Raw genomic sequence first — 17,648 nt, 5'->3', positions numbered from 1 at the left:
AACTTAAAGGGGCGGAATTAAGCTGGCGTTAAAACGAAATTAAAATGAGATTAAAATGCACGGCGCGCCGGTAAATAAACAAAAACTTCAGTTCCCTCCCCTATTTTAGAGTTAACCTGAATGGTGCCCTGGTGCAATTTAATGATACGTTCGGCGAGCGGCAGGCCGATGCCGTGACCGGAAATATCGCGTACGTTCTGCGCCCGGAAAAAAGGCACAAACACGTTTACCAGGTCGTTTTGCTGAATGCCAATGCCGCGGTCTTTAACCAAAACGGTAAATCCTTTTTTGGAAATACCGATGGTAGCCGAAACCGTTTGCCCTTTACGCGAAAATTTACCGGCATTTTCAAATACGTTCAGAAACGCAACCATTAAAAGCGATTCGTTCCCGTTCAGGATCAGGGCTTCTTCATCTTCGGGATAGGCTTCAAAATTTACTTCAAACTTGATCTCGGGCTGGCGTTTTTTTGCTTCCTGCTGCGCAGAAAGGATCAGTTCGTCGAAGCGCAGCGGTTTTAGTTTTATTTTGGAAACATCGGTACTGGCCTGGGCAATTTGCAGCAAACCGTTGGAAAGGCGGGCCAGCATCCGGGCATCGTCTAAGGTACTGGCCAAAACGCGCTGGTATTCTTCCGGCTCTCGATTCTGCATCAGGGCCACTTCCAGTTCCCCGATCATGGCCGTGAGCGGGGTGCGTAATTCGTGGGAGGCGCTGGAAACAAAGGTACTTTGCATTTCGAAAGAGGTTTCCAGGCGATCGAGCATTTTATTGAAGGTATTGGCCAGCTGCGAAAGTTCATCGTGGCCTTTGGCGCCGGTAAGACGTAAATGCAGATCCAGGGCGCTGATCTTTTCTACCTCCGAAACAATTTTGGTAATAGGCTGCAACACCGATTTGGAAAAAAACCAACCCGCCACCAACACCACCAGCATAGAAGCAAAAAAGCCGACCATCATGATGTTCTTCAGGTTCCGGAGCTTGCGTAAACTAAAACGGTCTATATCGGAGGCTACTATAATAAAATTGCCCTGGTTATCGGGGTAATAAATACCCACCACCTGCCGGTTTTCCTGTTCCTGTTCTACCTGTTTTTCAGCTTTCACCCGGGCAATAAATTCGGGGGTAATCACCAGATCGCCTTTGCCTTCATCGAAATAAAGTTTGCCATCTTCGGTGTAAATGCGAACGATTTCTTCGGGCAGGGTGCGGTAAAAAAGGCGCAGATCCTGCTCGTGGCGGGCCTGGGAAACTTCATCGGCTTCCAGCATTAAATGGGCCGCTATCAGGGCGCGTTCGCGGGTGCTGTCAAAAAATTCGCGCTGCCGGTAATCGGAAGTAAAATAATAGACCGTAAGCGAAAAAAGGATCAGCAAAAGGGCAAAAATGCCGGCAAAACGCATGGTGAGTTTGTTGCGGATACTCATTTATTCGGTTTCTTTCATCACGTAACCCATGCCTACCAGCGTATGAATAAGTTTGGGGGTATAATCTTTATCGATTTTTTTCCGCAGGAAATTAATATACACATCGATCACGTTGCTGCCCGTATCGAAGGAAGTTTCCCAGACCTGCTCAATAATATCAACCCGGCTTACCACGCGTTCGCGGTTGCGCATTAAATAATGCAGCAAAGCAAATTCGCGGGCGGTGAGGTTTATGGGCTGGCCGGCCCGGGTAACGGTTTTCTTGGCCAGGTCCATTTCCAGGTCGGCCATTTTCAGGATTTCACCGGTTGGCGCATCGGAAGTACGGCGGGTTAACGCCCGGATGCGGGCCAGGAGTTCTTTAAATTCGAAGGGTTTTACCAGATAATCGTCGGCGCCGGAATCGAGGCCCAGAATTTTATCGTCGGTAGCGCCCAATGCTGTGAGCATTAAAATAGACACGGTGGTATTATGCTTGCGGATCTCGCGGCAAACTTCCAGCCCGCTGGCGTGCGGCAGAATTACGTCCAGAATGATCAGGTCATATTCATTCTGCAAAGCCAGCTTTTTACCGAACAAACCATCAAAGGCCTGGTCTACTTCGTAAGCCTGCTCTTCGAGGCCTTTTTTAATAAAGGCTGCTACTTTGGGTTCGTCTTCAACGAGTAAGATTTTCATATGCCGCTAACCGCTTCCGGGAAATTTGGTTTTATTTATGCTGAAAAGCTACGGCTTCGCGGATCAGTTCCGCCAGCGGTTTTTCTGCGATTTCATTCAGGCTACGGACCTTTACGTGCCGCATTTTGGCGCCGGTACCTTCCAGCAACTTGCCGGCATCCGGCAACAAACCGCCTTCGTAAAAGCCCAGGTTCACATGATTTTTCTGCGCCGCCAAGTAACACACATTGCTCTTGCCGGCATACGATGGAAAGCCCCATTTTATGCTTTCCTGTAATTCGGGCGCCGTTTTTTTAATGAACTGATGCAAAGCATTTAAAAGCATTTGCTGCGGTTCGGTTTGCTGCGAGATGTATTGTTCTACGGTTAAATCGGCCATGGGTCAGATATTTAGAAAGCTGCAAAAATACGCAAAGTGCCGGCTTTCCGAAAGGCTTATAGTTTTTAGTCTGATTTTAATACCGTTTTTGGGCTTGCCTTACGTTATTAATATAGGCAGAAATTTGTACGGTTTTGAATCTTTTAAGCCGGCGGTTTGCGTAAAAAACCAGTATACCGTTAAAAAAACGCTAGGCATTTGAAGCCAAAAACTACTGAACACCCTTACATCATGAAAAATTTACCTGAAAACTGGCTTACCAACGGCCTGATAGATTTTGAATACAAAAAATATTTGCTGCTCGATTACCTGACCAGCGTAAAAAAAGAATTTGAAGGCCAGCGCCTCTACCCGGTTTTCTCCGATCTGATCCTGCATTACCAGAATTTACAGCAAGTGCGCGAGCATAAAAAACTGGTTTACGAACAATTTCCGCAACGCATAACCCGCGCTGATTTTGAAAAACTGGAGCTGATGTACGAGAAAATCGTGCAGGACGACGAAACCATGCAACAGATAGAAGAGATCATGGAGTTTGCCGCGCCCCGTTTTTCCAATGCGCTTTCGGAAGGAAAAGAAATCTACGAATTCATCGAGAATAACCTGGAAATTACGCCGGTTGGTATCACGCCCATTTACCACGATACCGGTTATTTATTCCTGGAAACGTTTCCGCAGAAAGAAACGCGGCTTTACCGTTACCAGCTTTCGGTGTTTCAGAATTCCTTTGAAAAATACCGCGGCCTGCATCTAGATTTCCTGGAAAGCAAACACCGTCGCCTGACCGATACCTACGAAAACCTGAAACTGGAGCTGGTAAAAAAGGATAAGTTGCTGCCGAACCCGGCCACGTTTGCGGTAATTGCCAAAGTGCCCTGCCCGTTCGAACAATCGTTGCTGCCGGTGGCCAAACGCATTTTACTCAAATATGTAAGCAACCTGAACGCCCAGAATTAAGGATCAGGATTTTCGGGATTTAAGGATTTTCAGGACATTAGAAGCTCAGTTTCAAGAGCTAAAACGCTATCCTTTTCGCCCTGAAAACTCCACAATCCTAAAATCCGATTCCCCCGTGATCAGAAACGGTAGGGTTTGGTGGCGGAAAAGTGCTTACTTCATTACGGCCAGCTTCTTCGTAGCCAACGGTCTATCATCTACTACCAGACTGTACAAATACAAACCGCTGTTCAGATTGCTCAAGTCTACAGTTAAGCTGCTGCTATTCCGTTTCAGCTCGTATTTCCTTATTTCCCGGCCGGAAGCAATTTCTTGAACAATAATACTGGCTTTGTTGTAATTTTTTGGCAAGGAATAAGGAATGATGGCTTCGGAAGTAGTTGGGTTCGGGTAGCTTTGACCTAGAGTAATTCCGGCTAAAAAGGTTTCCTCTTTCATGCCGGTAATAGCAGGAACGTTGAAGGGTGGAACAACCGGCGGTAAACCGGCGACCTTTACATTAGCGACATAGAACCCAAAACTGACCGGCGGATTATTGCCGCACCGACCTCCGATCATAAAGCTGCCGTCGGCCAGGTTATCGAACGTAAGCCCCCAAACCTGCGAGCAGATATTACTGGTAAAGGGATAAGTATTTATCAGTTGCCCCTGCTGATCGAAATGATACAGCTGAAAACCGTTGAGGTTAGCGCCGGAAATAGGCGCTTGCTTAAAGCCTAATACCAAAACGCTGCCATCGGTCAGTTCCCTGGCTTTCGTAAAAACGTAGGTTTCTAAAGCTGGCGTACGATGCACGTAATGCCACTGAACATTGAACGCGCTATCAACTTTTACTACCATACCCATACTCACTGAAGCTGTTGCAGTGGTCGTATCAGTTGCAGCCGTTATTAAAAACCCGCTATCCGTAAGAGCAGTAATGCTGTTAAAATTTGGACTCATGCTTTCATTTCTACTGGGGTTTGTAACTATAAGCTGTTTGGCATCTAAGGAATCTCCTTGCTGGTTTACCCGCATTAATTTAATATGATAAGGTCCAACCGGATAAGGAGTATTCCCAGCCCCAACAATATCGCCGTTACGGGCAAACTTCATGTCCACAAATCTGTCATTAATGTGCCAGGAATAATCTTTGTCCCATAATAGATTGCCCAAGCTATCGGTATGCATAAATGAAAATTCCATAAATCTCCCACTGCCACCTCCCAAATACATGCTTTTATTAGGGAGAGCCAGCATAATATTAACCATAGTTGGTTTGGTAAAAAGGTTAGTCCGAACAAAAGAACCAAATTGATCGAGTTGCTGCAGAGTAATTGCAGGAGTAGATTGATTCAATCTATTTCCCCCGGCAACATATTGCCCTGACTTAAGCGTAAGAACGGATTGATTCGGCAAAACAAGAGTAACCGGATTTCTTTTGGTCCAAAGCGTATCTGCATTGGGCTTTACCAATAGAAACCTATTAGAGTAATTCCCCCCACTAACGGTGGTAGCGCCTGAGTAAAATATGTTGCCGTTTTTATCTACAGCGCTGGCTCCAATCTGGGTATAATTAGGTTGAGGCAAATAATTTCGTTCTTGCAAAATTGTCTGTTGAGCTTGAGCCTGAAACCCCAAGCCGAAGGTTAAAAAGGAGAGTATTATTTTTTTCATAGCTAAATTCCGATTCCACTATTTATCAATTTGTTATCAAATTAACAAAATTTAAACATACTATTTTTGAAATGTGCGAAAAGAATGGCATAAGCCTAAAACGCTATCCTTTTCAACCCAGAATCTGCGCAATCCTAAAATCCGCTTCATCCGAGATCAGGTTTGGAGCCGGAAAAGTAACGCGCGCCGGAAACTCAAAAAACCAATAGGATTTCGCGCTGAAATATAGCTTCTTTGTAACTGGAAAAATTACAAACCCCTTCCGCATCATGAAGAAGCTTATCTTATTTGCCGCGTTCCCGTTTGCCCTGGGCCTTTTTTCGGCTTGCGATAACAAACCAAAAACGGTAGAAAAAACGCCGGCCAAAACCGAAGAACCGGAAAAGCCAACTGAAATTGCCGCCGATACCGCCGCCGCAGTAACCGATACGACCGTAATCACTTCCGAAACAACCACTGCCACTGAAGCTACCTCGGGCCAGAAATTCGGTTACATAAACAGCGCCGACCTGATCGAGATCATGCCGGAAACCAAACGTGCAGAAGCCAGCCTGAAAGCCTATGTAAAAACGCTGGAAAAAGACCTGGGCGGCATGCAGGCAGATTATCAGCGAAAAGTTACCGAATTCCAGACCCAGGAAAAAAGCATGGCTGATGTGGTGAAACAAACCAAGATCCAGGCCATTCAGGAACTGGAAATGCAAATGCAGGAATCGCAGATGGCCGGTCAGCAGAAAGTGGCTGACAAACGCGCCGAACTTTTCAAACCCATTCTGGACAAAGCTGAGAAAGCCGTAAAAGCGGTGGGTAAAGAAAATGGTTACGATTATATTTTCGATACCAATTCTGGCGCTTTTATTTATTCCAAAGAAAGCCACGACGTAACGCCGCTGGTAAAAAAGAAACTGGGCCTGAAATAATTTCTAAACCCCAAAAAAAGGCCTGCAAGTTATTTTGCAGGCCTTTTTTATGCCCGCCACTTTTTACGCCGGAAACACTACCGTTTTCAGGATAGAATCCGCAGAATGTTCGCAGAATTCCAGTTGGGCTAAGCGAATTATTTTAGGCTGAAACGTTGTATAAATTGTTGCATGCGTTCAAAATGCGAGCCTTTCCAGTAAACTTTCCGGCAGTTTTCGCACAGGTAAAATTCCTGAAAATACTTTCTGGTATTGGGGGGAAGTTCGTTTAAAACCTCTTGCTTCTCAACCGGAAGTATTAAACCATTGCATTCGAGGCAACGCGTGAAAGGAGCAAATTTCTCTTCCAGCTCAAAATACCTTATTACTTCGGTTAACTGTTCTTCCAGATGTTGCGAGCGCAGCCAGTAGCCCCAGGTTATGGTCTTAATTTTCAGCAAATTTATATCGCGGGTCAGCACGATCCGGTCTTCATTTTGGGCCAAAGCCGCAATCACTTTATCTGCATAATCGTTCTGATAAACCGTATCGAAACCCAGCATGCGCAAGGTTTTGGCCAGTTTACCCAGGTGTACATCCAGCACAAATTTTATGGTTTCCGGCAGCGGCGGCTGTAGAGTGTTTGCTTTAAAATCAAGCGCATTTTCCGTTTTCGGAAAAACTTCTACCTTATCTTCGGTCTGCAGCAAATACTGAAAATCCACCGGTTTGCCGTTAATGAGCACACCGGCCACTTCCGGATGCGGCACGCCAAGCGCTTCGATGGCGTCTTTCACCGAGGGATTTCTTTCGAACAAATAATCGATCAGCGCGTCTTTCCTGGATTTCGCCAGAAAGTCGTTCAGAGGGCCGTGAAAAAGAAATGTTGCGCTAAAAGACATACTTAATTTAATTCAAGCAATTTCCACCAAAAAACGGTAGCGTTTTACACTGAAAAAGTGCTCCATAAAAAAAAGCTCCAGACAAATTGCCTGAAGCTTTTACCAGATTTTATTTCCCGGGGTTTGAAATTAAACCGTTTCTTTTTCCAGATCGAAAAGCGCGCTTAAACTTTCCAGCAGCGTTTCCGATTCTCCGCGCAGACAGGCCGCTTTCAGTTCCAGTACCGGCGCTTTCAGGATTTTTTGCAGCATGTTCCGGGTTACAGCTTCTACCAGTTCTTTCTCCTGGTCGTTCATTTTCTTCACGTAGCGCGCCAGTTCCTGGTTGCGGATATCTTCCAGCTTTTGCTTGAATTGCTGAATGGCCGGCGAAACCGACATTTCCCGGGTCCACTGCTGAAACTCGGCAATGGCTTCTACTACAATATTTTTCACTTCCGGAATGGCCGCCATGCGGCGTTCCAGGGCTTCGGTAGCTTTGTTCCGGATGCTGTCAACGTTGTAAACAAACACGCCCGGCATGGTTTCCAAAGCCGGATCGATGCTGCGCGGCATGCTCAAGTCAATGAAAAATTTATACACCGGCTGGCCCATTTTTTCAATTTCGGCTTTGCTTACAAAAAGGCAATCGCCGGGTACCGAAGAAATAACCACGTCAGCTTTATTGATCTCTTCCCACAGGTTTTCGTAAGGCGCGGCGGTAGCCATACATTCTTCGGCCAGCGCTTCGGCTTTGGAATACGTGCGGTTGGTAATAATAATATTTTCGAGCTTCGATTTTTTAAAATTGCGGCAAACATCCGCGCCGATCTCTCCCACCCCGATCATGAGCACCCGCGGGTTTTCGATCTGGCGCGTAAGTTCCTCCACCAACTCTAGCGTGGCATAAGAAACCGAAGCTGCCCCATCGTGGAAAGCCGTTTCATTTACTACGCGTTTGTTGGTGGCAAAAATGGTATGCAAAAGGCGGTGCAAAACCGGACCCGCCATGTTTTCTTCCGCCGCCCACTTATACGCAATTTTCACCTGGTTCAGGATCTGAACATCGCCGGTAACCTGGCTTTCCAGCCCTAAGGCCACGTGAAATAAATGCTTATACGCTTCTTCGGCATGGTTTAAAACCCGGAAGAAAGGCTGAATATTTTTGGTTGCAATAAAGCCTTTTTCGATCGCGATCAGCTTGATTATTTCGGTAGAAAGTTCCTGACCGGAAGCGTAATAAACTTCGGTGCGGTTGCAGGTAGAAAGCACCATAGCATCCTGCACGCCGGTAAACTCCTTTATCTTATGCAAAAGGCTGCGGCAACCGGCTTCGTTCAAAGCTACGGCTTCGCGAATGGCGATCGGTGCATTTTTATACGATAAAGTAATTGCTTTAAACTGGTCTTTCATAACGCTTTAAAATACCTTACAAATTTCCGAAGATAGCCCCCGAAAAAAGATGACCAAAGTCATTTTCGTGGCAGATTGTTATCAGGTTCCACATGATCTGCTCCACAAAATTAGCTGCCTGCATCCTCCGGGCAAAACTTTTCAGGATTTAGATCATACCATTTGGGCACCTGAGGCTATTGTAAACTAAATAAACCTGGTCCGCTTAAAAAATAAAAACCTGCTCAACCCGGAAAACTACCGGCTGAAGCAGGTTTTTAATAATTTCAGATCGCGAACCGCTATAAAATAAATTTCAATGCCAAGCCATTCCAGCTGTTGCTGGTATTGTACAACCTATTTCCTTCAGGAGGCAAAAATAGTTTCTCAGGAAAATACCAGTAACAGCAATGAAAAGCTGTTTCCACTGGAAAGCAGTGAAAGCAGTTTTTGAGGTAAATTCCCTACCGTTTTTTCAGATCAGGAAGCTTTTTTGGCCGGTTCTATCCGGTACAGATCCAGATCCTGAAAATCGAAGCTGAAGTCGGTTAGCGGCGAGATCGGTTTCATTTTAATGCCGGTCGCTTTGCCTTCGTTATCCAGGCTGAACATCACAAAGGCATCGGCATCCTGACTGCGGTCACGCCATTTTACCAGGTAGGTACTGGCTTTGTAGGGCACCATCTCCCCGATCAGTTTGGGCGAACGTGCGGAACGGAACCACGTTTTGCCGTCTTTCTCGAATATATCCACTTCACCGAACCAGTTGTCTTTGTAAGTTCCCAGAATGGCGGCCGTTTCCAGCACCGGAAGTTTTTTAGCCTGCTGCTCTTTGATTTCGGTTTCCACTTTTGCTACAATTCCGGCCGCATATTTTTCTCCCGCCAGGCGGCGTTCGTTGTATTCTTTTACCCGGTCGGTATTTTTAATGCCCAGGTAAGAATCTTTGATCTGGTTGGTGATGGCCGTAAACGCCGAACCCGATTGCTGGTTGGTAAGTACAATAATAGCCAGTTCTTTTTCCGGCAGCAAGGTAACCTGCGTCACCATGCCCGGCATACCGCCCGTGTGCGATACTTCTTTCGTGCCTTTCACATCAGTTACAAACCAGCCCAAACCATACGCCCGAAAATGACTGTTATAAGGATTATAAGAACTCAGCGGCAGCAACGTTTGCGCGCTCCACATTTCGTTTTGCGCCGCTTCGCTGAAAAGTTTATTTTTCCCGCTTTCGCCGTACTTGCCTTCGTTCAGCTGCATCAAAACCCATTTGTTCATATCGGTTAAATTCGAATATAAACCCCAGGCCGCCGGCCCGATCTGACTGTTGAAGCGGTCAACTACGGCCACTTTTCCGTCCACCGGCGCGTGCGGATCGATCACGTTCGTCTTGTCTTTCAGGCGTTTATGCGTAGCCGCGCTGGCATTCATTTGCAGCGGTTTCATCATGCGTTCTTCCACGAAAACTTCCCAGGGCTGTCCGCTCACTTTGGCTACTACTTCGCCGGCTACCATGTACAGCAGGTTGTCGTAATCGTACTTGGTGCGGAAGCCCGAAACCGGTTTTAAGTAACGCAGGTTATGAATAATTTCGGGCATGGTAAAGGAATTCGAATCCGGAAAAGCCATCAGGTCGCCGGCACCTAGGCCCAAACCGCTGCGGTGCGTAACCAGGTCGCGGATCGTGAATTCTTCGGTTACGTAGGGGTTGTACATCCGGAATTCCGGAATATGGTCGGTAACTTTATCGTCCCACTTCAGCTTTTTTTCGTCTACCAGCATGGCAATGGAAGCCGTGAGAAACGCTTTGGAATTGGAGGCAATCCCGAACAAGGTATTTTCATCCACGGGCTGTTTGGTGTTCAAGGAACGCACGCCGTGGCCTTTGGAATAAACCACTTTGCTATCTTTCACCACCGAAACCGCAATGCCCGGCACGTCGAAGGTTTTCATGGTGTTTTCTACCAGCTGATCGATCTTTTTAGAAGACATTTGCGCCTGCACGTGCAGCGTACTGCTGCCGGCTACGAACAGAAAAGCAAACGCTAACTGCTTAAATTTCAACTTATTCATTTAAAACTATTTACTAAATTATTTCCCGAAGTTAGGCATTGATTTCAGAAATAACTACTCTGAATTGGCGAATTTATTGTGCAGGCAACCCCGAAGCTTCAAGTATTGTCATCCTGAACGAAAGCGAAGGATGACACAAAAATGTTAGCGCCGTAGCGTAGGGCTTAAATCCTACGCTACGGCGCTAACATTTTAAATCGAATCAACATTTGGGTTTTTCAGTAAAAACGCTACCGTTTCAACCCGAAAAACTCACAACTTAATTCCGCATTTTCTGCAGTTTCTCTAAGTTCAGAATGGTAATTTTTCCGCCTTTCAGATCAATGAGTTTTTCGTCTTTAAAATCGGAAAGGGTGCGGATAACGGCTTCTTTGGAAGCGCCTACAATGCTGGCTAAATTTTCGCGGGAGATGGAGATCTCGGTGTTGTTGCCGTGTTGTTCCTGGAACTGTTTTACCACCAAAAGCAAGGCTTCAGAAACGCGTTTACGCACCGAATTATAGGCCAATTTCAGCAAACGTTCTTCACGGTCGGCTAAGTTGCCGCTCAGGATCTTGATGAATTTATTGGCTACGTCGCGGTTGTTGTGCAGCAGGACATTAAAGTCGTCTTTCTGAATGATGATCACTTCGGAATCTTCCAGCGCCATCGCCGATTCGCGGTAGGTTTTGTCTTCCAGCAGGTCGAGGTATCCAATAAAATCGCCGTCTTTATAGAGATCCGTGATCAGTTCGCGGCCATCTTCGTTGGTTTTAAAAGTTTTGATCTTGCCTTTGTTGAGAAAATAAACCGCGTTGGGGTAATTTCCTTCGGAGAAAAGCAGTTGCTTCTTTTTAAAAACGGTCAGTTTGCGGTCCGTAGAAAGGTGTTTATTCAGCTCTTCCAGACCACGCGCTTCTTCCATAAAGTTGTTCAGGCCTTCGGCATTTTTCTGAAATTCCGCTTTCAGGATTTCGTTCTTTTTCAACCGCATTTCCACGGCATCCAGCAGTTCCAGATCGTCGAACGGTTTTACCAGGTAATCGTCCGCACCTAAGTTCATCCCTTTGCGGAAATCGTCTTTCTCGGATTTGGCGGTCAGGAAAATGAACGGAATACTGGAGGTTTGCGGATCTTTGCTGAGCATGTGCAATACGCCGTAGCCATCCAGTTGCGGCATCATGATATCACAGATGATCAGGTCGGGGTGTTCTTTTTTGGCTTTCTCCACGCCCACTTTACCGTTTTCGGCTTCGCTTACTTCGTAATTGGCCAGGCTCAGAATTTCGGCAATGTTTTCGCGGATTTCCTGGCTGTCTTCTATCAGGAGGATCTTTTTCATAGGTTATGCGGTGTGCGGAAAATTAACAATAAAGGTAGTTCCCTGGTCAAGCGCACTTTCATAGGCCAGGGTTCCGCCCATAATATCGACATATTTTTTCACAATGTTCAAACCAAGGCCCGTTCCCTGAATGTTGGTTACGTTCTGCGCCCGGAAAAAAGGATCGAATAAATGCACTTTGTCGGCGTCCGGAATGCCAATGCCTTCGTCTTTTACTGTAATGGTAAGCGCGCCGTTCCTTATTTCGGTGGTAAAATAAATGAGCTTGTTTTCGGCGGAATATTTACTGGCATTCGAAAGCAAATTCAGCAGAATATTTTTCATAAGCTGCTTGTCTAAATTCACCGTTTTCTGCGCTCCGAAATGCTGATACTGGATCTGCTGCCCGTCTTTTACAAAACCCTGCAGTTCTTCGGTAATTTCAAGGCAGAAAACCTCCAGGTTAAAGCTGCAAGGCACGTTGTAAATTTTCCCTTCCTCAATGCGGCTGATGCTCAGGAAATCGTTCAGGATGGCCGTTAAATTACTGACTGCGGATTTGATCCGGTCTACGTGTTTCTGACGTTTGTCGTCATCTTCGGTGTTCTTGTATTTGCCTATCAGACTGGCCGAAGAAAGTACGGTAGCCAGCGGGGTGCGGAATTCGTGCGAAGCAATAGTTACGAAGCGGCTTTTGAGTTCGTTCAGTTCTTTTTCTTTCTGCAGCGCTTTGCGGATTTCCAGCTGGGCTTCCTGCAAACTGCGGTTGGTTTTCTCGAGCTTTTTAATGGCTTCGGCCAGCTGGTTCGTGCGCTTTTCCACCCGTTCTTCCAGTTCGCTGTTCAGCGTTTGAATTTCCTGCAAGTTCAGGCTGTGCTCAATGCTGTAGCGAATGGATCGTTCCAGTTCGTTCGGGCTGATAGCGCCTTTCACCAGGTAATCAGAAGCTCCCAGCCGCATCGCGCGTTCGTCGGTTTCGCGGTCGCTTTGGCCGGTAAGTAAAATGAGCGGCGCAGTGCAACCCATTTCAATGGCTTTGGTAATGAGTTCCAGGCCATCGTGCGCCCCAAGGCGGTAATCTACCAGGTAAATGTCGTGCTTTTTCTGGGCGATCAGTTCCAGGGCTTCTCTGAACGATGGGGTCCAGTCTAAATGATATTGGCGCGCCGGAATATCGTCGATAATTTCCTTGGTAATGATGTAATCATCTTCGTCGTCGTCGACCAGCAGAATTTTTATTTTGTCGGGCATGCGTTTTTTTTTCTGGCGGTTTTTCGGGTGAAAAGGATAGCGTTTTTTGGTCATCTCGACGCCAGGAGAGATCGCATCGGGTTGGCAGTGAAGCTGACTTTTGAAGTTTGAAAGCCTAGGGTTTTCAAATGATGTCCATTCCTAATTCGTAATTCTCGATTTCTAATTAACTTTCTCCCTCAAGCCGGGTGGCCTCGTTTCTGCGTTCACGTCTTCTATACTTGCTGGCCCTTAACGGGCCGAACGCAACCATAGGAGGCCGCACACGCAGAAACTGGTGTCATTCTGTACTTCGTAGTTGATTTTTTATCTCCTGTAGCGTTTCAACTGATGCTGCACTGGCGATATATTGAAATCTGAAAGTTTTTAAAGCGCTTATAAATCCTATTTCAGACAATACAGCGCTGACTTTTTCGGCTTGAACCCCTAGCGTTTTAACTCATTTCCAAATCTTCAAATTAGCACATCAGCACATTAATCGATCTTCGGAAGTTCTACAATTTCAAACCAGTATTTACTTAAGGTTTTCATCACGTCTACCAGTGCCGTGAACGTAACCGGTTTGGTGATGAAAGAACTTACGCCCATGTTGTAAGTACGCAGAATGTCTTCTTCAGCTTTGGAAGTGGTTAAAACTACTACCGGAATCAGGCGCAGATGCGGGTCGTTTTTGATTTCTTTTAACGCTTCGCGACCGTCCTTTTTAGGCATGTTCAGATCGAGCAAAATCAGGCCGGGCGTCGGGAATTTTTCTTTGTCTGCGAAGCGGCCGCGGTTATGGAGGTAATCTACCAGTTCTTCGCCGTTCTCAACAAAGTGAATGTCGTTTTTCAGGCGGCCTTCGTCCAGGGCGTCTTTTACCAGCATGCGGTCTTCGGCGTCGTCGTCGGCGATCAGAATTACGATGGATTTTTGTTTCTGGCTCATAATGCAGGAGTTTGTTCTTGTTTAGGTTGTTTCAGGGCCAAAGTAATTATAAAGCGGGTGCCTACGCCGGGCTGACTGTTGGCCGTAATGTCGCCGCCGTGGCGGATGGCAATTTTGCGGCAAATTGCCAGGCCAATACCGCTGCCTTCGTACTTCTGCCCTTCCAGGCGCTGGAAAATATTAAAGATCCGGTCCAGGTATTTTTCGTCGAACCCGATGCCGTTGTCTTCGATGTAAATTTCGGTTATTTCGTCGCCAGGCGTGGCCGTTAAATGTGCTTTTTTCTGGTGGTGCTTGGCGTAAATGTTAATGACCGGATTTTCGTTTTCCTTCCGGAATTTAATGGCGTTGCTGATCAGGTTCTGGAAAAGCTGGCGCATCTGGGTCGGTTCGGCCTCTATGGTTGGCAGCGGCGACCGGATGATTTCGGCGTGCGTCTGCTCGATGGTAATTTCCAGATCTGATATAACCTCACTTAACACTTGGTCCAGATCGGTAGGTACGAAGGGTTTGCTTTGGGTAGTGAGCCGCGAAAATGAAAGCAGGTCGTTGATTAGGTTCTGCATCCGGTTAGCCGCGTTCAGCATCCGGTCTACGTAATCTTTCCCCTGCTCGCTCAGGCTTTCGCGCTCTTTGTGCTGCAAGCGGTCGCCAAAAGCCTGGATCTTGCGCAAAGGTTCCTGCAGGTCGTGCGACGAAACGTAGGCAAAATCCTGAAGTTCTAAATTGCTGCGTTCCAGTTCGGCGGCGTAACGGCGCAGGCGTTCTTCGTTTAATTTCTGCTGGGTAATGTCATGCACAAAACCCGTGTAAATGCGCTTGCCTTGCGTTTTTACTTCGCTCACGCTCAGGAAGAACGGAAAAGTGGTGCCGTCTTTTTTCAGACCGGTTACCTCGCGCCCAATGCCGATAATGCGTTCGCGACCGGTGGTTTCGTAGTTGTGAATGTAGCCGTCGTGGCGGCTTTTGTCGGGCTCGGGCATGAGCATGTTGATGCTTTTGCCGATCAGCTCATCAATTTCGTAGCCAAAAAGCCTGGCCGCCGAAGGATTTATCATTTCCATGATGCCGTAGGAATCGATGGTAATGATGCCGTCTACCGCCGCCTGGATAATGGAATTGATCTTGTTTTCGCTTTCGCGCAGGGCATCTTCGGCTTTTTTAAGCGTAGAAATATCGTGTACAATGCCGGTAAAGATCTGCTTATCTTTAAGCTTCACTTCCGAAATGCTGAGCAGAAACGGAAACCGGGTACCGTCTTTTTTCAGGCCGGTAACTTCGCGTCCAATACCAATGATCTTGCCTACGCCTGTGCGATGGTAATTTTCAATGTAACCGTCGTGCTGGCTGTGATCAGGCTCGGGCATCAGCATTTTTACGTTATTGCCGATCATTTCTTCGGGCTGATAACCAAAAATACGCGCCGCGGCCGGGTTTACGGTTTCAATATTGCCGCGGGCATCTATCGTAATAATGCCGTCTATTGCAGTTTCGATGATGGCCTTGAGCCGCTGCTGGTTATCGAGGTTTTGTTCCAAGTTTACTTTTTTAGCTTAAAATGATAGCGTTTTATGAACCAGCAAAGATACTGTACACCAAATTTAGATTCATGATAAATATCATTTGCGTGGTTGTAGTTGGTCATTCGGTTTGCCGGGCCGGGCTGGTAATTTTGTATGTCCCGGAATTATACTGAGGCGAACCACAAACGCAACGGATTAAAATTACAGAATTTTATCGGAAAGTGTTGCTTTGCCTCCGAACCCAAAAGATTGCCTACGATGAAGAATATACTGGTTTCTACGGATTTTTCGCAGCCGGCTTATGCGGCAGCTTTTTTTGCAGCGGAGCTGGCCCGGCAAACCAATGCCCGCCTGATCTTATTTCATGCTTATCATCCGGCCATTTTGCTGGAAGAAGAAACGATCTGGGCCGACACCGGCTTGCTCGAAAAAGAAGTTCAGGAAAGAATCGACCAATTGGCGCATGAGCTTCATAAAACGTTTGGTCTTTCGGTTACGCGCGTGCTTAAACCCGGGTTTGCAGTAGATGAAATGCTGGCAGTAGGCAAAAAAATAAAAGCAGATCTACTTATTATTGGTACCGAAGGCGCCGGCAAAAGAGCTAAAAATGGTCCGGGTAAAATCTGTCAGGAAGTTCTAAAAAAAGCCGAAATGCCGGTTATTTGTTTACCGCCAAATACCACACCTGCCCAATACGCAACGCTTTTACTTGATCCGCCAAACAGCCAGTTACTTGGCAATACTGCCGGAACAGAAGCTTACAAAAAAATTGTTGCCGACCTGGCCCAAACCAATCTTTTGAAAACCGCTTAAGTACTTTTTCAGCCAGGTATTTCATACAACCAGGTTTAAAACTGATCTTTGGCGCGGCCACCACAAAGTTTAAATCTGCTGAATTTTCATGCAGAAACGGTAGGCTTTACTGCGAAAAAAGTAAGTGAAAAACAGCATAATTTCTGCAAATTTTCGAAGCGCGCTTTTTACTTTTAGTTAGTTCCTTAGTACTGACCTGAAAAATCACGCGTTATTACAACCTGTATCAGGTAAACATACCCAATACAAGGAATTTAATATCTGGTTCAATACTAACAAATATTTCCGGCATCATTTAAGAAATTGTGTAAGGTAAAAGCTTTGCTATTAAATAGATAGGAATAACCTTATATTTAACAGTTCGTAAGAACCTTAAATCAGTCTAAACCCGGAAACTATGAATAGAATTTTTCTCCTGGCCTTCGGCTTGCTTGTCTTTGGTTGCGATAACGCACAAAAAAATTCCGAAACTTCTGAAAATGCCGCCGGCGTTGAAAACACCTCTTCAGAAGATAATTCAAACCAATCTGTTCAGGAAGGCGCTGGTTCCGAAATTTCGCCCCAACTGGAAGGCATTGAAGATTCTGCCACCCGGTTAAAGGTAGATACCATTTCTTCCTCGCAGGATGCCCAACGGGCCCGATAATCGTCCGATTTTACTTACCTTTTCCTTTACATCCGGTTTAAAAGATCCGGCCCTTCTCTCTTTTCCCTCTTCTACAGAAAACAAATTTAAAAAGCTGTTTTACTACAGCTTTATTCTTCTTATAAGCGAACAAGCAGGAATTTAAAGCTTACATAAAAAAGCTGACAATAGTCATTATTAAAAGAGATTAAGGTCTTTTAATAACGAACATTTACCCGGTTACTTTGTATTGTTAACAAAACGTTTTGAGGCCCATAAACCACAGAACATCCTTAACCAATTTCACAGAACAAATGAAAAAACAACAAACAACTCCCGCACAATTCAGAAACCTGGCCGGCGTGCCTGCCTGGTTTAGAAATGCCCTGTTGGGTGCCGGCTGCCTTTTTTTAGTTAGCTGCGGCGGCGACTCAGCAAAACAGGAACAAGCCTCTTCCGAAGAACCCACCGTAGAACTTGCCGACGATCCAGGTGCCCCTGCCGAGGACAATGGTTTAGGAGTTGGCCCGGTAAAATCAGTAGACGTTTCCAAGTTCGATGCCGCCTTAGCTGCTAAAGGTAAATCCGTCTTCGAAGGAAAATGTTCAGCCTGCCATCAGCTTTCCGATCAGAAAATTGTAGGACCTGGACTGGCTGGTGTAACGGAACGCCGCAAACCGGAATGGATCATGAACATGATTATTAACCCGGTAGAAATGACTCAGAAAGATCCGCAGGCTAAAAAACTTCTGGCCGAACACTTAACCCAGATGACAAATCAGGATATCTCCGAACCGGATGCCCGCGCGCTGCTGGAATTCATGCGTCAGAACGACGGAGCGAAATAGTAGAACCCATTTAACTTTC

The 17,648-nt window shown here is 46.2% G+C and carries 16 protein-coding genes; 5 read left to right on the top strand and 11 right to left on the bottom strand.

The genetic code is table 11. The annotated features are described in order from the left end of the window. Positions 1-50: 50 nt before the first annotated feature. From I5M27_RS05475 to I5M27_RS05465, 3 genes are read right to left on the bottom strand one after another with little or no spacing between them, the layout of a single operon-like run. Positions 51-1,427 (bottom strand): HAMP domain-containing sensor histidine kinase, encoded by a 1,377-nt coding sequence (locus tag I5M27_RS05475; protein WP_200505170.1) that lies wholly within the window; start codon positions 1,425-1,427, stop codon positions 51-53. Next, the gene (locus I5M27_RS05470; protein ID WP_200505169.1) at positions 1,428-2,105 is read right to left on the bottom strand and encodes a response regulator transcription factor; all 678 of its coding nucleotides are present in this window, start codon (positions 2,103-2,105) and stop codon (positions 1,428-1,430) included. A 31-nt stretch (positions 2,106-2,136) separates the two neighbouring features. After that, a complete protein-coding gene (locus I5M27_RS05465) occupies positions 2,137-2,484 on the bottom strand; it encodes a DUF1801 domain-containing protein (protein WP_200505168.1) in 348 nt (115 codons plus the stop codon). A 231-nt stretch (positions 2,485-2,715) separates the two neighbouring features. Between I5M27_RS05465 and I5M27_RS05460 the strand changes: the two genes are divergently transcribed. Then, positions 2,716-3,441 (top strand): hypothetical protein, encoded by a 726-nt coding sequence (locus tag I5M27_RS05460; RefSeq protein WP_200505167.1) that lies wholly within the window; start codon positions 2,716-2,718, stop codon positions 3,439-3,441. Between the two features lie 153 nt (positions 3,442-3,594). Here I5M27_RS05460 and I5M27_RS05455 read toward each other — a convergent pair whose 3' ends face one another. Continuing rightward, positions 3,595-5,097 carry a T9SS type A sorting domain-containing protein gene (locus I5M27_RS05455; protein WP_200505166.1) on the bottom strand — a complete coding sequence of 501 codons (1,503 nt, stop codon included), beginning with the start codon at positions 5,095-5,097 and terminating at the stop codon, positions 3,595-3,597. 269 nt (positions 5,098-5,366) lie between these two features. On the opposite strand from I5M27_RS05455, the gene I5M27_RS05450 reads away from it, so the two are divergent. Continuing rightward, complete coding sequence (locus I5M27_RS05450) at positions 5,367-6,017, top strand: OmpH family outer membrane protein (RefSeq protein ID WP_200505165.1); 651 nt, start codon at positions 5,367-5,369, stop codon at positions 6,015-6,017. Between the two features lie 137 nt (positions 6,018-6,154). Here I5M27_RS05450 and I5M27_RS05445 read toward each other — a convergent pair whose 3' ends face one another. From I5M27_RS05445 to I5M27_RS05415, 7 genes are all read right to left on the bottom strand, one after another. Then, a complete protein-coding gene (locus I5M27_RS05445; RefSeq protein WP_200505164.1) occupies positions 6,155-6,898 on the bottom strand; it encodes a Mut7-C RNAse domain-containing protein in 744 nt (247 codons plus the stop codon). Positions 6,899-7,027: 129 nt separating this feature from the next. Beyond that, complete coding sequence (gene hemA, locus I5M27_RS05440; protein WP_200505163.1) at positions 7,028-8,290, bottom strand: glutamyl-tRNA reductase; 1,263 nt, start codon at positions 8,288-8,290, stop codon at positions 7,028-7,030. 459 nt (positions 8,291-8,749) lie between these two features. After that, entirely contained in the window at positions 8,750-10,342 is a 1,593-nt protein-coding gene (locus I5M27_RS05435; RefSeq protein ID WP_200505162.1) for a serine hydrolase, read from the bottom strand. A 259-nt stretch (positions 10,343-10,601) separates the two neighbouring features. After that, a complete protein-coding gene (locus I5M27_RS05430) occupies positions 10,602-11,663 on the bottom strand; it encodes a response regulator (protein ID WP_200505161.1) in 1,062 nt (353 codons plus the stop codon). 3 nt (positions 11,664-11,666) lie between these two features. Continuing rightward, positions 11,667-12,893: a hybrid sensor histidine kinase/response regulator gene (locus I5M27_RS05425; RefSeq protein ID WP_200505160.1), complete on the bottom strand. Its 1,227-nt coding sequence runs from the start codon at positions 12,891-12,893 to the stop codon at positions 11,667-11,669. 474 nt (positions 12,894-13,367) lie between these two features. Beyond that, on the bottom strand, positions 13,368-13,820 hold the full coding sequence (locus I5M27_RS05420; RefSeq protein ID WP_200505159.1) for a response regulator: 453 nt from the start codon (positions 13,818-13,820) through the stop codon (positions 13,368-13,370). Then, positions 13,817-15,358: a PAS domain-containing sensor histidine kinase gene (locus I5M27_RS05415; RefSeq protein ID WP_200505158.1), complete on the bottom strand. Its 1,542-nt coding sequence runs from the start codon at positions 15,356-15,358 to the stop codon at positions 13,817-13,819. Before I5M27_RS05415 ends, I5M27_RS05420 begins: the two co-directional genes overlap by 4 nt. A gap of 243 nt (positions 15,359-15,601) precedes the next feature. On the opposite strand from I5M27_RS05415, the gene I5M27_RS05410 reads away from it, so the two are divergent. The 3 genes from I5M27_RS05410 (at position 15,602) to I5M27_RS05400 (ending at position 17,629) form a co-directional block, all read left to right on the top strand. After that, on the top strand, positions 15,602-16,156 hold the full coding sequence (locus I5M27_RS05410) for a universal stress protein (protein WP_200505157.1): 555 nt from the start codon (positions 15,602-15,604) through the stop codon (positions 16,154-16,156). Between the two features lie 397 nt (positions 16,157-16,553). Beyond that, positions 16,554-16,802, top strand: coding sequence for a hypothetical protein (locus tag I5M27_RS05405; protein ID WP_200505156.1), 249 nt, complete (start codon positions 16,554-16,556; stop codon positions 16,800-16,802). Between the two features lie 293 nt (positions 16,803-17,095). Then, the gene (locus tag I5M27_RS05400) at positions 17,096-17,629 is read left to right on the top strand and encodes a c-type cytochrome (RefSeq protein WP_200505155.1); all 534 of its coding nucleotides are present in this window, start codon (positions 17,096-17,098) and stop codon (positions 17,627-17,629) included. Positions 17,630-17,648 lie beyond the last annotated feature (19 nt).

The sequence above is a fragment of the Adhaeribacter terrigena genome (genome assembly GCF_016623615.1).
Taxonomy (GTDB): Bacteria; Bacteroidota; Bacteroidia; order Cytophagales; family Hymenobacteraceae; genus Adhaeribacter_A; species Adhaeribacter_A terrigena.
This window is presented reverse-complemented; position numbering and strand designations above follow the sequence as displayed.

What these genes read in the sequence shown, in the direction of transcription:
- I5M27_RS05475 (WP_200505170.1), bottom strand. Translation starts at nt 1,427, where the DNA reads ATGAGTATCCGCAACAAACTCACCATGCGTTTTGCCGGCATTTTTGCC.
- I5M27_RS05470 (WP_200505169.1), bottom strand. Translation starts at nt 2,105, where the DNA reads ATGAAAATCTTACTCGTTGAAGACGAACCCAAAGTAGCAGCCTTTATT.
- I5M27_RS05465 (WP_200505168.1), bottom strand. Translation starts at nt 2,484, where the DNA reads ATGGCCGATTTAACCGTAGAACAATACATCTCGCAGCAAACCGAACCG.
- I5M27_RS05460 (WP_200505167.1), top strand. Translation starts at nt 2,716, where the DNA reads ATGAAAAATTTACCTGAAAACTGGCTTACCAACGGCCTGATAGATTTT.
- I5M27_RS05455 (WP_200505166.1), bottom strand. Translation starts at nt 5,097, where the DNA reads ATGAAAAAAATAATACTCTCCTTTTTAACCTTCGGCTTGGGGTTTCAG.
- I5M27_RS05450 (WP_200505165.1), top strand. Translation starts at nt 5,367, where the DNA reads ATGAAGAAGCTTATCTTATTTGCCGCGTTCCCGTTTGCCCTGGGCCTT.
- I5M27_RS05445 (WP_200505164.1), bottom strand. Translation starts at nt 6,898, where the DNA reads ATGTCTTTTAGCGCAACATTTCTTTTTCACGGCCCTCTGAACGACTTT.
- hemA (WP_200505163.1), bottom strand. Translation starts at nt 8,290, where the DNA reads ATGAAAGACCAGTTTAAAGCAATTACTTTATCGTATAAAAATGCACCG.
- I5M27_RS05435 (WP_200505162.1), bottom strand. Translation starts at nt 10,342, where the DNA reads ATGAATAAGTTGAAATTTAAGCAGTTAGCGTTTGCTTTTCTGTTCGTA.
- I5M27_RS05430 (WP_200505161.1), bottom strand. Translation starts at nt 11,663, where the DNA reads ATGAAAAAGATCCTCCTGATAGAAGACAGCCAGGAAATCCGCGAAAAC.
- I5M27_RS05425 (WP_200505160.1), bottom strand. Translation starts at nt 12,893, where the DNA reads ATGCCCGACAAAATAAAAATTCTGCTGGTCGACGACGACGAAGATGAT.
- I5M27_RS05420 (WP_200505159.1), bottom strand. Translation starts at nt 13,820, where the DNA reads ATGAGCCAGAAACAAAAATCCATCGTAATTCTGATCGCCGACGACGAC.
- I5M27_RS05410 (WP_200505157.1), top strand. Translation starts at nt 15,602, where the DNA reads ATGAAGAATATACTGGTTTCTACGGATTTTTCGCAGCCGGCTTATGCG.
- I5M27_RS05405 (WP_200505156.1), top strand. Translation starts at nt 16,554, where the DNA reads ATGAATAGAATTTTTCTCCTGGCCTTCGGCTTGCTTGTCTTTGGTTGC.
- I5M27_RS05400 (WP_200505155.1), top strand. Translation starts at nt 17,096, where the DNA reads ATGAAAAAACAACAAACAACTCCCGCACAATTCAGAAACCTGGCCGGC.